The sequence below is a fragment of the Pseudoalteromonas sp. CuT4-3 genome (assembly GCF_035666335.1).
Lineage (GTDB): Bacteria > Pseudomonadota > Gammaproteobacteria > Enterobacterales > Alteromonadaceae > Pseudoalteromonas > Pseudoalteromonas atlantica.
In genome coordinates this window covers 1674146-1689318 of the sequence record NZ_CP142030.1, presented here as the reverse complement: position 1 = coordinate 1689318, position 15173 = coordinate 1674146, and the positions used below count along the sequence as shown (strand labels likewise).

Below are 15173 nucleotides of genomic sequence, written 5' to 3'. Positions count from 1 at the left end.
CGATTAAATAAAGCCTACCCCAGATTTTACCTTTATGCATGTTACATAATGATTAAATCAAACCCTCTACTCATTTAAAACGTAGACTAATGTATTAACTACTAAACGAGTTTGGTGGCGCTGCTTTAATTTTAGTTTAATAACAAACTAATTTTTAACACTCACTGAATTAACAATAGCTTATCTTTTTAGTGATAAATAGCTTTTAGCGCTAAGTAATCAGGCATATATAACCAAATAGTTTTACATTTACGATTTAACTCATACACTATTAAGGGTATGATCAGCGATTAATTTAGTTAGTCCTCAAATAAGTTTTATTGTAAATAATGCAACTTACTTTGTGGCTAATTAACTTAGTGTTATGCCGGAACTCTCTGGCTTGTTAGGACAACATAAGAGGTATTCATGAGCGAAAATCATGACAAGTATAGTATTGATAATACGGACTACACCGTAGGTCAAGATAACGTGCAAAAATGGGGATTTGATATACATAATCCTGTTTTTGGTATTAGTGCCGGTTTGATTGTCATCTTTTTAGTCGCCATTCTCGTTTCGGATGCGCAAACAGCCAAAGCAACGCTTGATGGTATTAAGCTCGATATAATAAATAACTTTGATGCGTTTTTTATGTGGGCAGCAAACTTCTTTGTTATATTTTGTTTGGCATTAATTGTATCGCCCTATGGTAATATTCGTTTAGGCGGAGAAGGTGCTAAACCAACGCACTCGCGTATGTCATGGCTTGCCATGTTATTTGCCGCAGGTATGGGTATTGGGTTAATGTTTTGGGGTGTTGCAGAGCCTGTAGCTTACTTTACTGGCTGGTACGAAACCCCACTTAATGTAACCGCAAATACGCCAGAGGCTGCAAAAGTAGCAATGGGTGCAACCATGTTTCACTGGGGTCTTCACCCGTGGGCGATTTATGCCGTTGTAGCGCTCTCACTTGCGTTTTTTACTTATAATAAAGGTCTTCCTTTATCAATCCGTTCAATTTTTTATCCACTATTAGGCGACAGAGCTTGGGGTTGGCCTGGTCATATTATTGATATTCTTGCCGTGCTTGCCACTTTGTTTGGCCTTGCAACCTCGTTAGGTTTAGGCGCGCAGCAGGCTTCTGCAGGTATTAATCATGTATTTGGAACTGATGGCGGTGTAGGCGCACAATTATTGGTTATTATAGGCGTTACCTTACTGGCTATTATCTCAGTAGTACGCGGCATTGACGGCGGCGTAAAGGTCCTTAGTAATATAAACATGCTCATTGCATTTGCCTTACTCCTGTTTGTTGGTTTAGTTGGCTTTGCTGTGGCAATCGGTAACGTACCAAATACGGTTATGGGTTATGTTGAGAATATTATTCCACTGAGCAACCCACATGGCCGTGAAGACGAAACATGGATGCACGGTTGGACTGTATTTTACTGGGCATGGTGGATTTCGTGGTCACCGTTTGTAGGTATGTTTATTGCGCGTGTTTCTCGTGGTCGTACAATTAGAGAGTTTTTAATCGCTGTATTATTAATTCCTACTGCGGTTACTATTTTATGGATGTCTATTTACGGCGGCATTGCAATAGACCAAGTTGTTCAAGGTGTAGGTAGCTTAGGCGTAAACGGTTTAACCGATGTACCTATGGCGATGTTCCAAATGCTAGACGAACTACCTATGTCGAGCGTGCTTTCGTTCCTTGCTGTTGTTTTAGTATTAGTGTTTTTCATTACCTCTTCTGACTCGGGTTCATTAGTTATCGACTCAATTACAGCAGGCGGTAAAGTGGATGCGCCAGTACCACAACGCATCTTTTGGGCTACGGTTGAGGGCTCTATTGCTGCTGCTCTATTATGGATTGGCGGTACAGAGGCGATTCAAGCATTACAAGCGGGTGCTGTTTCAACAGGTCTTCCGTTTACTTTAGTGTTACTACTAATGTGTGTAAGCCTATTATTAGGATTACGTACTGAGCCTCGCGCTGTTAAATAATTAGTCGCTTGCCAGTAAACTAAAAAACGCCGCATAATATGCGGCGTTTTTATTGGCTAAGCTAAACTTTGGTTAATAAGTTTAAACCTGTATTGCATTCGCTAAAATTTAAAAATAAATTTAACTTAGTAATTCAGCCAGTGGCGTATCATCGCGGTAATGGTATTGCAGCTGCGCAATCAACAGCTCTGCTGTGGCTAATGCATCAGTTAGCGCATTGTGATTATGATAGGCAGGTAAAGAGTATCGACTGCGACAATCTGTGAGTCTAAGTGAGCCTACCTTTTGATTAAACAAACGCCCTATTAAGCCTTGGCGGGCGCGCAACGCTCGTTGCTCAATTTCCATGGTATCGACTAATGCAAACTGGATCCCTTCGTTAATTCTCGCAAGTAATGCATTGTTTAAAAAGTGCCGCTCTATCGCTGCATAATGCACCACCACGACTTTACCACTAAGTGCATTAAGTAGCGGCCCTAGTCGAGAGGTTAAATCGGGAGCATCATCCACTTCTGAATGAGTAATACCATGAATAACAATCGACTCCTCACTTAAGCTTTTACGAGGCTGTACTACCCAATGCTTAGCATGTGTGCAATATACTCTTTGCATTGTAAAAGGGACTAAGCCAATACTGACTATATCGTCCATCTCACTATTTAGACCGGTTGTCTCAAAATCAAGAGCCACAAACGAAATGTCTTTTATGGGCGTGTGCGTATCACCATAAGCGTGCTGATAAAACGCCTTTAAATGCTCATTTTTAGCATTGTTAGCCAGTGTTTTATAATGAGCCTGCCAGTCAAAATACGATTGCTTAGCCATTCGTTACTTAACACCTGCATTGGCTGAGTAACTAAACTTTAAGTAGCTTTGTGCTTTTTCGAGTATGGCAAACGCTTCTTTTAAATTGCGTTGCTCAAACGGCGAAAGCAAATGCGGGTCTATGTCGTTATCGGGCTCTTCTTCTTGCTCTATTTGCCATGCTTGATGACGAATTCGCATCATGGCAATGTATTCTAACGCGTCACGTAAATCCTGTGCTTTACCTTCAGGTAACAGTCGCGATTCAATAATATCTTCAAGGCGTTCAAACGAATTTTGCTTACGAGAGCCTATCGCCAGTGCATGCACTCTTATCACATCAGAAAGCGGCGCGGTGCCTCTGCGTTTTAAGTTCATTGAGCGCTTGTGCTGGCCGTTATGCTCAAGCACAAAGCCTTTAAAAAAACCAAGTGGCGGTGTGCGGTTTCGGGCATTGGCGGCCATATTAGCTAAAAACACCCGGTTTTGTTTACTTTGCTTAGCAATAAAAATTTTAAGCTCGTCGGCCCACTTTGTTTTCCCCCACACCCCATCTAAATCAAAAAATATTGAGCTGTTAAGCAGTGCTTGTGGTTTAGGTAAGGCTATCCACTGTGAGAATTGATCAAACCATTGCGAGCGTGTTTTACGCCATTTTTTAAACGAGGCCATAATTTCGCCGCTGCAATAGGTATAACCACATTGCGCTAAGCCATCACACACAAAATCAGAAATATTTTGAAAGTACTCGTTGTGTTTTTCATCATCGTAATTGTCATCCAAAATAAGCGCGTTATCTTGATCTGTTACAATAAGTTGTTCATCTCGCGCCATAGAGCCTAACGCTATAAAACAGTAAGGTACTGGCGGCGGGCCATATTTTTCTTCAGCCAGTACTAATAAGCGCTGTTTAAAAGTACGCCCTATTACCGCCATTGCCGTACCAATCATATGTGAATTAGCATCTTCGTTTACCATACGTACAAATACATTGGGCAGCTGGCGCGCGTAATGTGCTAAATCTTCAATGGTTTGCTGCGCTAAAATACCGCGTACCAAAAGTAAACTACTTTGCGACTCGTACCTTAAAATATCGGATAGCGAAATAACCCCAATGGGTCGGCGCTTTTGTACCACAGGTAAGTGGTGCAAATTGTCGCGCAGCATGGCAAGAACGGCTTCAAATACATAAGCATTAGAATCAAGCAGTACAAGATTAGTCGACATGATTTTATCTGCGGTAACATCAAGCCCTAGGCCTTCGGCTACCACTTTTGTGCGTATATCGCGGTCGGTAATAATGCCTACAATTTGCCCATCGTCTTCTTCTGGGTCGTCGCTTATTGGTTTGTCTAAATCGGTAACTAACACAGAGGAAACCGCTTCTTCTGTCATTACTTTAGCAACATCTTGTATGGTGGTTTGCGTACTTAGCGTTACCACATCGCGATGAATGAGCGATTTAACTTTGGCGGTTGTTAAATCGTTGCTGTCGGCCTGCTCAACTAACGCTTGGCGAAGGCGTACATTGCCATCGGCTTCAAAATAATCAGCAAAGCCGTCAAACTCGTCACAAAAACGGTTAAACAGCGTAAAGTTAATACAATACACTAGGGTGTCTTCGAGTGCCTTTGCAGGAAAGCGCACTTTACGATTCATCAACAAGCCCATTTGGCCAAAAATACCGCCCACATCTAAGCGGTTATAAAGCTCGTTATTACGACGATAAATTTCCACAGAGCCACTGCGAATTATAAATAAATCAGCGATGTCTTGGCCTAACGTTAAAATATCAGTTTGCGAGCGGTAGTAAGCTACTTCAACTTGTTGCGCAAGCTCGTTTAAAGCGTTTGTCGGTAAGTCATCAAATGGCGGGTGCTGCGCTAAAAACTGCGCAATTTCAACTTGTTCGGCTTGCATTGGGAATTCCTTGTGGCCACACAAAAAGGCATGTATATGCTTAAGTGGCTATCTTAACAAACAAGTAGTGCCAATCAAGCCATAACCATGCCCAGTACACTTTTAATTTAAAAACGTTGCTGGGCAAGGCTTTAAGGTTAGTCTACTTTTTCAAGCTCTTGTGCGAGCTGCTTAGATTCATCCCCCCTTGGCGTGGTAAAGCGTGCTAAGCCTAAGTAAATTACCGGAGTAAGATAAAGCGTAAACAACACCGCAAGTGCTAATCCGCCAAACACCACCCAGCCAATTGCATTTCGGGCCTCAGCCCCTGCGCCCGTAGAGAGAATTAACGGCAATGCGCCAAGTAGAGTAGATATAAGGGTCATCGTAATTGGGCGTAAACGTACCAGCGCAGCTTGCTCGACGGCTTTTCGGACCGTTAAGCCTTGATCGCGTAATTGGTCTGCAAATTCAACAAGCAAAATTGCGTTTTTAGCGATTAAGCCTATCAGCATCACTAAACCAATTTGAGAGTAAATATTTAACGACGTGCCGGTTAAATAAAGCGCTAATATGGCAGAAGTAATACCAAAGGGAACGGTTATCATAACCACAATGGCACTATTTACATTTTCAAATTGAGCAGCCAATACTAAAAATACAATTAAAAAAGCAAGTACATAAGTTACAAGTACTTCGCTGGATGTTTCTTCATACGTTAACGCTTCGCCTTTAAACGCAAGTGCAATACCTAGCTCTAACGACTGCTCAGACACCGTTTTTATTTGCTCTACTAAAGCAGCAATGGTTAACGATTCTGGCAACTCCATGCTGAGCTCTATTGAGCGGCGCTGGGCATGACGTTCAAGCTCTGCAGCCACCCCTTCTTCAGAAATATAGGCCACACTACTTAATGGTACTAAACTGCTATTACCCGCTCTGATATATAAATTAGCCAAATCACTTGGACTGTTTATGGTTTGGTTTTGCGCTTGGAGCATAATTGGCACAGACTGATCGCCAATGTTTAAATCTTCTACATCGTCGCCATTTATTGCTGCGCGCAAGGTAATGGCAATGTCGTTTAGCGATACACCGAGCTCTTGTGCACGGCGTCTGTCTATATTTACTCTAAGCTGTGGTTGCGATGGCTGATAAGAAATACGCACAGGTGCCACCTCAGGAACGGCTTTTTCTAATGCCGCAGAAAACTGCTGAGCCGCTTTAAATATTTGCAAATAATCTTGCCCAAGCAGCGCGATTTCAACGCCTCCCCCTTGACCACGTAGATTTAAACTATTTGCACCACCTGGGTAAGCCGGTGCTCCTGGAATATCGCCTAGTGGCTGGCGTATCTTATTAATAATTTCTTGTTGGCTAAAATGGCGCTCATCCCAATGCTTTAATGGCACAGTAATAAACACAATATTAGGGTCCCATTGGCCTACCACAGTATAAATTGACTCAATTTCGCCGCTATCGACAAACGGAAGTAAAATATCTTCCATTTTTATCGCTTGCCTATCCATAAAGTTTAGCCCTACTCCATCTGGGCCACGTGCAAATATACGAATTTTCCCTCGATCTTCTGTGGGTAAAAGCTCGCTGTCCAAACTGGCGTACAACGCACCTGAGCCTGCTGCAACCAATAAACAGAGCGCAAACGTAAGCCAGGCATGGTTAAGCACTTTATGAATTGTTTTTGTATAAATACCACCCAACCAATGGCCTAGTTTAGCAAATGGGTGAAAACCGCCCTGCTTTAACTTTAATTTGGAGGTAAGAGCAGGCACTAATGAAAGTGCCACAAAGCTTGATATAATTACCGCACCGGCAAGTACTCCACCAAACTCTCTAAATAAGCGACCGGCAGTAGAGGGTAAAAACGCAATAGGTATAAATACAGCGGCAAGTACAGCCGTGGTTGCTACAACAGCAAAAAACACCTCGCGCGTGCCTATTACAGCAGCTGCCCGACGCCCTAAACCTAGCCCCCGCTGGCGCTGAATATTTTCACTTACTACTATGGCATCATCAACAATTAAGCCTGTGGCTAATACAAGCGCCAACAAGGTTAAAATATTTATTGAAAAACCCAGTGCCCAAATAAGTGCTAAAGACCCTATTAAAGCAACAGGAATAGCAAAAGCAGGCACTAAAGTGGCGCGCCAAGAGCCAATAAATACCCACAAAGTCACAACCACTAACAATACTGTAAGCAATAAAGAGTAAATTACTTCATCTACTGAGCTTCTTATAAATTGTGCGTCATCGGAGGTAAGTGTAAATTCCATTTCTGGAAAGCGTGTTTGCATACTTGTAATAAGCTTGAGCACTTCATCTGATATTTCAATTGTATTTGATTGTGCTTGTCGAATAATTTCCATACCAATTACGGGCTTACCGTTTAGCCTTACCATAGAGCGCGGATCGGCAGGGCCAAAATACACAGCCGCAATATCACTAATTCGGGTATCGCCTTGTATTATAATATCGCCAACTTGCTCTGGAGTAATAGAGGTTGCATCGGCTCGTACAATAATTTGCTGATCGTTTGACTTTAAACTCCCTGCTGGCACATCAAACGGCGCTTGGCTAAGCACTAGTGCTACATCAGGCACTGTTAAATTAAAGCTACTTAGTTTTAGCGGGTCTATTCGTACTCTTAATACGCGTTCTCTATCACCGTTTAAGCGAACATCTGCGACACCCGGAATAGTTAAAAATTGCGGCGCTAAGTCAACATTTACGCGCTCGGTAAGTGCTTCAAGCGATAAACTTTCACTTGAAACAGTCAGAGATACAACTGCCTCGGCGTCGTTGTCGGCTTTAATAATAGAAACACGCTCGACCTCCTCTGGAAGGTCTCGCTCTACACGTGCAACAGACTCACGCGTTTCATTCGCGGCGTCATCTAAATTTATGCCTGGTCTAAATTCGACCACAATACGTGCATTTCCCTCTTCACTTTGTGCGCGTATCGATTTAACGCCACTTACACGCGCTACTGCGCCTTCTAATTTGCTGGTTACTTCGGTATCAACGGTCTCAGGCGAGCCGCCAGGAAATGGCGCCGAAACCGTGATACGTGGTCTATCTACATCAGGAAGCTCTCTTACTTCAACACCCGCAATAGCGGCAATACCTGCAATAATAATTAATAAGTTAAGCACCACAATAAGTACTGGGCGGCGAATCGCCATTGAGGGTAAGTCTTGCATCATAGGTTGCTGCTTCATACCTACTCCTGCGTATCTTGTACGGGTAAATTAAAGCTTAGCTCTTGGCCTGCACGTAAGCGTTGTACCCCTTCAATTACTAAAATATCGCCTTTATTTAACGGCCCAGAAACCAATAATCGGCCCGCCAAGCGCTGCTCTATTTTTACATCAACACGTGTGGCTTTTTTATCAACACTGGTCCATACATACGGGCCTGTTGCACCCCACAGTAATGCAGCCTCAGGAACTGCAGCAAAACGCTCGCCTAACACTTCAATATGTACTCTAAAGCTCATACCAGGTAAAAATTGTTGTTTTTCATTATTTAGCTTGGCTTTAACACGTAAAGTACGAGTTTGTGGGTCTACGCGTGAGTCTAAATAGGCAATATCAGCGTTAATGGCAGTGTCTGATTGCCAAGGAAACACCGTTAGGCTGCTTTTATTACGCAGCATACTGATAGCCGACTCCGGTGCGTTAAAATTTATGTACAAGCTTGTTGTGTCATCTATTGTGGCAATGGGGGTTAGCTCGGTTATTCTATCGCCTACCTCAACATCTGTTAAACCCATAATGCCATTTATCGGCGCAATTACTTTTCTGTCTTCAAGCTCAGTTTGAGCCTGTATGAGGGTGACTTTGGCAAGCTCTACAACGGTTTTAGCATCATCAACATCGCTTTTAGGCACTGCGCCTTTGGCCTGACTTTGTTCTAATCGTTTTAGTATTCGCTGAGTGTCGGCAAGTTTAATTTTAGCCTCATCAAGCGCTGCTTTTTGCCTACGAGAATCAAGTTCGAGTAAAGTATCGCCTTTTTTTACTTTATCACCTGGCTTAAAAAAAACGCCTGTTACTCTATCGCCTACTGCGGGGTACATTACAACCGAATGAATTGCCTCTGTATTTCCTACCGCTTGCACTTGTTGTTTTGCACTTTCGAGGGCAATTTTTTGTACAACAACGTTCGCGCTCATTACAGGAAGGCTGAAAAACAGCAGAGAACTAAGCACACCGATTAAAAAGTTTTGCGATTTCAAAGTAACACCTTAATTAATTATTATTTCCATTACCTTACGAAGTCTAACAGCTGATTGATCAATAGGTAGGATAGAACGATAAATTAGCAAAACTACAAGATGAAATTAAATTGGTAATACCAATTAATCTTTGAAAAAGGCGCCTAAAGACTAAGCATTTATACAAATACAGGCAGGATTAAACTAAAAAGTGGCTATATAAATAAAAAAGCCCAGTATAAACTGGGCTATGTAGATAATAGGTAGTTAAAGATTATTTACCGCGCTGGGCTTCTTTTTGTGCTTTTTTAGCTTCTTTACGTTGTTGTAAAACCGCTTGCGCTTCATTACCAATGTGCCCTTCACCACGTGCTTGTGCTAATTCTATTTGCTTTTGACGCTCAGCAAAACGAGCACGTTGCTCATCGGTTACATTGTCGATACAGTGATGACACGAAACACCTTCCATGTATTCTGGCTTTTGCTTTTCTTCTTCTGTAATCGGCATACGACACGCATGACATTGATCGTAAGAGCCTTTTTGTAAATCATGATTTACTGCTACACGATTATCAAAAACAAAACACTCACCTTCCCACATGGTTTCTTCTTTTGGCACTTCTTCTAGGTATTTTAAAATACCGCCTTCAAGGTGGTAAACCTCATCAAACCCTTGCTCTTTCATGTAAGCCGTTGATTTTTCGCAGCGAATACCACCGGTACAAAACATGGCTACTTTTTTGTGTTTTTCTGGGTCTAAATTCTCTTTAGCCCACTGAGGGAACTCTCGGAAAGTTTTAGTATTAGGATCGACTGCATTTTGAAAAGTGCCAATTTCAATTTCGTAATCGTTACGTGTATCAATCAAAATCACTTTAGGGTCTGATATTAATGCATTCCACTCTTTAGGCTTAACATAGCTTCCCACTACTTTTAGTGGGTCAACCCCTTCAACGCCCATAGTAACAATTTCGTTTTTTAGCTTTACTTTAGTGCGGTAAAACGGGCATTCATCATCGTATGATTCTTTAGTCACTATGTCTTTTAGGTTTTCTTGTGTGTCTAACCACGCAAGTAAGTTATCTATTCCTTCGCGCTTAGCCGATACAGTACCGTTAATACCTTCAGCAGCAAGCAATAAAGTACCGCGTACTTCGTTTGCTTCCATCACTTCTAAAAGGGGTTTACGTAGTGCTTCAAAATTTGGCAAACCTACAAATTTGTACATTGCACACACTACAAAGTGCTCGTTTGTTACATCATCTTTATGAACAGCAGTCATTTTACTTCCTATTTTGCTTTGATAGCCTTAAGTGGCGTTTACCGAATCGTAAATCCGGCGCATATGGGGCGCGTATTTTACGCTTTTTATAATTAATTGCAAAAAATAGCGCGTTAGAATGGTTTTTACTGTCGGCATAACCCTTGTGTAAGCTATAATGCGGCCATTAATTTAAGTTGCACATTGGAGAACACGACTTTGCACTTTACTGATCTTGGGATTGATACTCGCCTTGAAACACAATTAGCACATCAAGGGATCACCCAGCCCACAGATATTCAAGCACATGCAGTGCCTACCGCACTTGCAGGGCATGACATTTTTGCTCAGTCTAAAACTGGGTCGGGCAAAACATTAGCGTTTTTATTACCTGCTGTTCAGCGAGTTATGAAACAAAAAGCGCTCAGTAAACGCGATCCACGTGTCCTCATCGTTGCACCAACCCGTGAGCTTGCAACGCAAGTATTTACGCAATTGCGTTTATTAATTGCGGGCACAAACATTAAAGCTGTAAAAATACTCGGTGGCGAGAACTTTAACGATCAAATTAAAGCCCTTCGTAACGACCCGCACTTTGTTGTGGCAACCCCTGGGCGTTTGGCCGATCACATCACAAAACGCTCATTACAATTAAGCGGGTTAGAGCTATTAATTTTTGATGAAGCCGACCGTATTTTAGACTTAGGTTTTACTGAACAGCTGAAAATGATTAACGAGCAAGCTAATCACCGCTTGCGCCAAACATTGTTGTTTTCAGCGACACTAGATCACGCTCAAGTCGATGCCCTATCGCGTAATTTATTAAAGAAGCCAAAACAAATTACACTGAGCGCCGCTAACGAGCAACACAGTGATATTAAACAAACACTCTATTTAGCCGATCACCTTGGTCATAAAGAAGTGTTACTTGAGCATTTTTTAAAACAAGATGATGTTGGCCAATGTATTATATTTACAGCAACCCGTGCCGATACCAGCCGTTTAAGTGAAGCATTAAATGCAAAAGGTTTTAAATCGGTGGCTTTAGCTGGCGATTTAACACAGAGCAAACGCCTAGAGATCATGGACTCGTTTAGCCGCGAAAACTTTAAAATTTTGATCACCACTGATGTTGCTTCGCGAGGATTGGACTTATTAAGTGTAACGCACGTAATCAATTTTGATTTACCAAAACACGCTGAAGAGTATGTACACCGTATAGGTCGTACAGGCCGCGCCGGATTTAAAGGTAATGCATTATCGCTAGTAGGCCCTAAAGACTGGGCAAGCTACTTAGCAATTAAGTCGTTTTTGAACGACGAGCTGTTTTTTGCAAGCGTTGATGGCCTTAAAGCTAAATTTAAAGGTATAAAAGAGAAAAAGCCTGCAACAGCCGCTGTAAAAACTAAAAAAGTTGCACAGGTGAAAAAGCCGCAAGTTAAACGCAAGGCAAAACCTAAAAAACCAGCTGCACCTATAAAAGCCCCGATGAACATTGATGGCAATTCACCAATGCGCCGTAAAAAAAAGCCTGAGCAGGAATAATTATGAGTTACCTAGGAACAACACAAACCTTATTTGTAAAAGAAGTGAGCAATGAAGGTGCTTACCTTGATGGCCACGATTTAGGGGAAGTGTTTTTACCAAAACACGAAATTAAAGATGAACTTGAAGCTGGCGATAGCATAAGCGTTTTTATCTTTTTAGATAACGCCAATTTACCTACAGCAACAGTAAAAAAACCTCATGCCCAAGTAGGCGAATACGCGCTGCTTCGTGTTAAAGAAATAAATAGCATTGGCGCTTTTTTAGATTGGGGTCTTGAGAAAGATGTTTTAGCTCCATTTAACGAGCAAAAACCACGTATGCAAGAAGGTCATTCTTACTTAGTTCGCTTATATTTAGATAATGCGAGCCAACGTATTTGTGCATCAAGCAACTTTAATCGCTTTTTATCAAAAGATGAGCCTGAGTACACTCATCTTCAAGAAGTTGATTTAATTGTTGCTGGTAAAACAGATATTGGCTACAAAGTGCTTATTGAAGAGTCTCACTTTGGGGTTGTGTTTTACAACATGGTATTTAAAAACTTATTTGTAGGGCAAAAGCTTAAAGGGTTTGTTCAAAAAGTACGAGAAGACGGAAAAATCGACGTTATACTTGAAAAGCCAGGCATGGGTAAAGTAAGTGAACTTGGCGATAAAATAATGGAAAAGCTTAAAAACGAAGGCGGCATACTAGCCATTGGTGATAAATCTGATCCTGAGCTTATCAAAAAAATATTTTCAACCAGTAAAGCTAACTACAAAAAAGCCATTGGTGGTTTATTTAAGCAAGGCTTGATAGACATAGAAGCCAAATCTATCCGCTTAAAATAGTCGTAAACCTATTTATAAGCGCTAATATTATGTTGGCGCTTATAGTTAAATTTTTTCTAAATAGTCTAATTAAATGATTGTTCAAAGATGATAAAACGTTTTGATGAATAAAAAAACGTTATTTAGCTATTATCACTAACGGCACTTATATTGCCCTATTTTCTGCCCTCACCTTCGCGCAAATGAAATTTTTAAACAAAGCTAACACGAGGCTTACCCTTCAAAAATAATTAGGGAATTGCTAATAGGCATTAGCCCATAATACGCTTATACGGTAACGTACATTCTGTATATTGCTTTGAATAATCAAGTATCTCAGCTTTGGTTTCTAAACTTAGTGGCGCCAACCTAAATACTTTATTTTCACATTCACTTTGTTTGTCGTCGTGATTTGAAATGCAATCTGACGTAGTTACGTTTTGGCGCGTTAAGCGCTCTTCATTTTTATAGCATAAGTGGTGTGCGTAGCCATGCATGGTTTGCTTAAATTCAAATAAATCGACAGGGTAATTTGCGACTAAGTCAGTAATCGTCGCTACTCCATCATAAGCTTTACTAGAAAAAACATATTTATTTACTGAAAAACCTGCAACAACAATTAAAATAGATCCAAAAATTAACTTCAAAATAAACCCCTTACTGCATTCTTAGTACTAATGTAGCATAAAAATGTATTCATAAAAGGGGTTTAGCACTAAATAATTGCTTTTTGTTAACTTAAACTAGTGATTTATTAACATCGGCTAAAGTTTGTACCGGATCTGACGATTGTGTAATTGGTCTACCAATCACTAAGTAATCGCTACCCGCTTCAATAGCTTGCTTAGGTGTCATAATGCGTTTTTGGTCACCCACATCACTACCAGCAGGGCGAATGCCTGGAGTAACTAGCTTAAACTCGCTACCTAATTGTGCTTTTAGCGCTTTCGCTTCTTGGGCAGAACATACTACGCCATCAAGCCCTGCTTCTTTTGTTAATTTAGCTAAATGAATAACTTGTTCTTGCGCTGATTTTTCAACACCCAAACGCTTTAGTTCAGCTTCGTCCATGCTGGTTAGCACTGTCACTGCTATTAATAAAGGTGCTTTATCACCAAACTTTTCAAGTGCCTGCTTTGCCTTATTCATCATTTCAAAACCACCTGATGCATGAACGTTTACCATCCAAACGCCCATATTAGCCGCTGCGGTGACCGCTTTTGCCACTGTATTAGGGATATCATGAAATTTTAAATCTAAAAATACGTCAAAGCCTAAATCGATTAACTGTTTAACGAATGCAGGGCCAAAATAAGTAAACATTTCTTTACCTACTTTTAAGCGACACGTATCTGGTGAGAGTTTTTTTACAAAATTAAGAGCCGCGTCTTGTGAATCGTAATCTAGGGCAATAAGAACTTTTTTTGTATCTTCTAAAGACATAACTATCCTAATGAATGGCAGTAAAGTTATAAATAGTTGGGGGTTATTAAAATCCGTCTAGGCCTCTACTTGGCACAATGGTTTCCCAATGTTTACAAGATGGGCAGTTCCAATAAATAGTGTGGCTTGTAAAACCACAATGTTGGCATTGAAAGTCTGGTTTTGTAGCTATATACGACGTAACTAGCTTATCAATTTCATCAAGTACTTCTTTGGTATTTGGATTTTTATCACCCATTAGCTGTAGTAAAAAACTAAAACCTCGAATTGTAGGCTGACGTTTTAAGCTGTCGGTTAAAAACTCAAATGCCTGTTTAGTATTTCCTTGCTCTAACAGTGCTTGGCAATGTTTTATTTTTATTAGCACCCCACCTTTATCGAGCAAGTCACATAATAAATCATGAAACTGATGTGTTAAATTTAACTGCTTATAACTATGTGCAAGCTGGTCAATAAACAAAGGCGCAAATAACGTAAATTGGCAAACGAGTTCACGCCAATAGTAAATTGCTTTTACGTAGTCTTCACTTGTGTAAGCCGATAACCCTAATTCGTACAAAGGGCGAACCGCTTTGTAATTTAAGCTAATGGCTTTGTTCATTAATTGCGGTTTATTTTCGCTTAAGGCAGCTTCGCTGTAAAAATTAGCAATTGCTTTAAAATGCTGCTCTTTAACGAATAACTCACTATGGGCTTCGAACATATTAATGCCCTTTTCCCACTCTCGGGTTTGCGAGTATAAAGTAATAATTGGGTCAAGTGCTTGTTCATGCCCAGCTTTAACAAGCCACACTAAATGCTCTTCTGCACCGTCTAATAAGCCGGCCATAATATAATCTTCAGCTAATTCTAAACGGCTAGCGGCAGCTTGTTGTTCATTTAAACTTGGGTGTTTTAAAAGGAGTTCATGAATTTTTATTGCGCGGTCAAGCTCGCCTCTTCGGCGAAACATAGTAGCAAGGGTTGAATAGTGGTCAACAGAGTCAGCAGCCACTTCTAATAGGTTTATTAGATGCTCTAAGCCCTGATCTTCTTCTCTGTCTAGTAAAAACTTTAAGCCTTTACTGTATTCTGAAGTGATTTGGCGATTGAGTTGATGAGCTTGGTTTTTTGCACTATTTTTGCCCATAATCCAGCCATAACCGGCAGCAACAGGCAGTAGTAAAAACAAAAGCTCAATCAT

At 40.9% G+C, this 15173-nt stretch carries 11 protein-coding genes; 3 read left to right on the top strand and 8 right to left on the bottom strand.

All coding sequences use genetic code 11. The features are described 5' to 3' along the window. Window positions 1-408: 408 nt before the first annotated feature. A complete protein-coding gene (locus tag VOI46_RS07610) occupies window positions 409-1989 on the top strand; it encodes a BCCT family transporter (protein WP_004587884.1) in 1581 nt (526 codons plus the stop codon). Between the two features lie 120 nt (window positions 1990-2109). Here VOI46_RS07610 and VOI46_RS07605 read toward each other — a convergent pair whose 3' ends face one another. The 5 genes from VOI46_RS07605 to VOI46_RS07585 all read right to left on the bottom strand — a co-directional run bounded on the left by VOI46_RS07605 (window position 2110) and on the right by VOI46_RS07585 (window position 10211). Beyond that, window positions 2110-2814: a 3'-5' exonuclease gene (locus VOI46_RS07605; RefSeq protein ID WP_004587883.1), complete on the bottom strand. Its 705-nt coding sequence runs from the start codon at window positions 2812-2814 to the stop codon at window positions 2110-2112. Between the two features lie 3 nt (window positions 2815-2817). Continuing rightward, on the bottom strand, window positions 2818-4713 hold the full coding sequence (locus tag VOI46_RS07600) for a DUF294 nucleotidyltransferase-like domain-containing protein (RefSeq protein ID WP_004587882.1): 1896 nt from the start codon (window positions 4711-4713) through the stop codon (window positions 2818-2820). A gap of 137 nt (window positions 4714-4850) precedes the next feature. Continuing rightward, on the bottom strand, window positions 4851-7931 hold the full coding sequence (locus VOI46_RS07595; protein ID WP_004587881.1) for an efflux RND transporter permease subunit: 3081 nt from the start codon (window positions 7929-7931) through the stop codon (window positions 4851-4853). Window positions 7932-7933: 2 nt separating this feature from the next. Next, complete coding sequence (locus tag VOI46_RS07590) at window positions 7934-8929, bottom strand: efflux RND transporter periplasmic adaptor subunit (RefSeq protein WP_324738245.1); 996 nt, start codon at window positions 8927-8929, stop codon at window positions 7934-7936. Window positions 8930-9203: 274 nt separating this feature from the next. Then, window positions 9204-10211 carry a rhodanese-related sulfurtransferase gene (locus tag VOI46_RS07585; protein ID WP_004587879.1) on the bottom strand — a complete coding sequence of 336 codons (1008 nt, stop codon included), beginning with the start codon at window positions 10209-10211 and terminating at the stop codon, window positions 9204-9206. Window positions 10212-10409: 198 nt separating this feature from the next. On the opposite strand from VOI46_RS07585, the gene VOI46_RS07580 reads away from it, so the two are divergent. Further along, window positions 10410-11735, top strand: coding sequence for a DEAD/DEAH box helicase (locus tag VOI46_RS07580; RefSeq protein ID WP_004587878.1), 1326 nt, complete (start codon window positions 10410-10412; stop codon window positions 11733-11735). A 2-nt stretch (window positions 11736-11737) separates the two neighbouring features. Continuing rightward, the gene (locus tag VOI46_RS07575; RefSeq protein WP_004587877.1) at window positions 11738-12568 is read left to right on the top strand and encodes a S1-like domain-containing RNA-binding protein; all 831 of its coding nucleotides are present in this window, start codon (window positions 11738-11740) and stop codon (window positions 12566-12568) included. 251 nt (window positions 12569-12819) lie between these two features. Here the strand turns inward: VOI46_RS07575 and VOI46_RS07570 are convergent, their stop codons facing one another. The 3 genes from VOI46_RS07570 to lapB all read right to left on the bottom strand — a co-directional run bounded on the left by VOI46_RS07570 (window position 12820) and on the right by lapB (window position 15173). Next, window positions 12820-13194, bottom strand: a complete 375-nt coding sequence (locus VOI46_RS07570; RefSeq protein WP_004587876.1) for a hypothetical protein — start codon at window positions 13192-13194, stop codon at window positions 12820-12822. 91 nt (window positions 13195-13285) lie between these two features. Continuing rightward, window positions 13286-13990, bottom strand: a complete 705-nt coding sequence (gene pyrF, locus VOI46_RS07565; RefSeq protein ID WP_004587875.1) for an orotidine-5'-phosphate decarboxylase — start codon at window positions 13988-13990, stop codon at window positions 13286-13288. Between the two features lie 46 nt (window positions 13991-14036). After that, the gene (gene lapB / locus VOI46_RS07560) at window positions 14037-15173 is read right to left on the bottom strand and encodes a lipopolysaccharide assembly protein LapB (protein ID WP_004587874.1); all 1137 of its coding nucleotides are present in this window, start codon (window positions 15171-15173) and stop codon (window positions 14037-14039) included.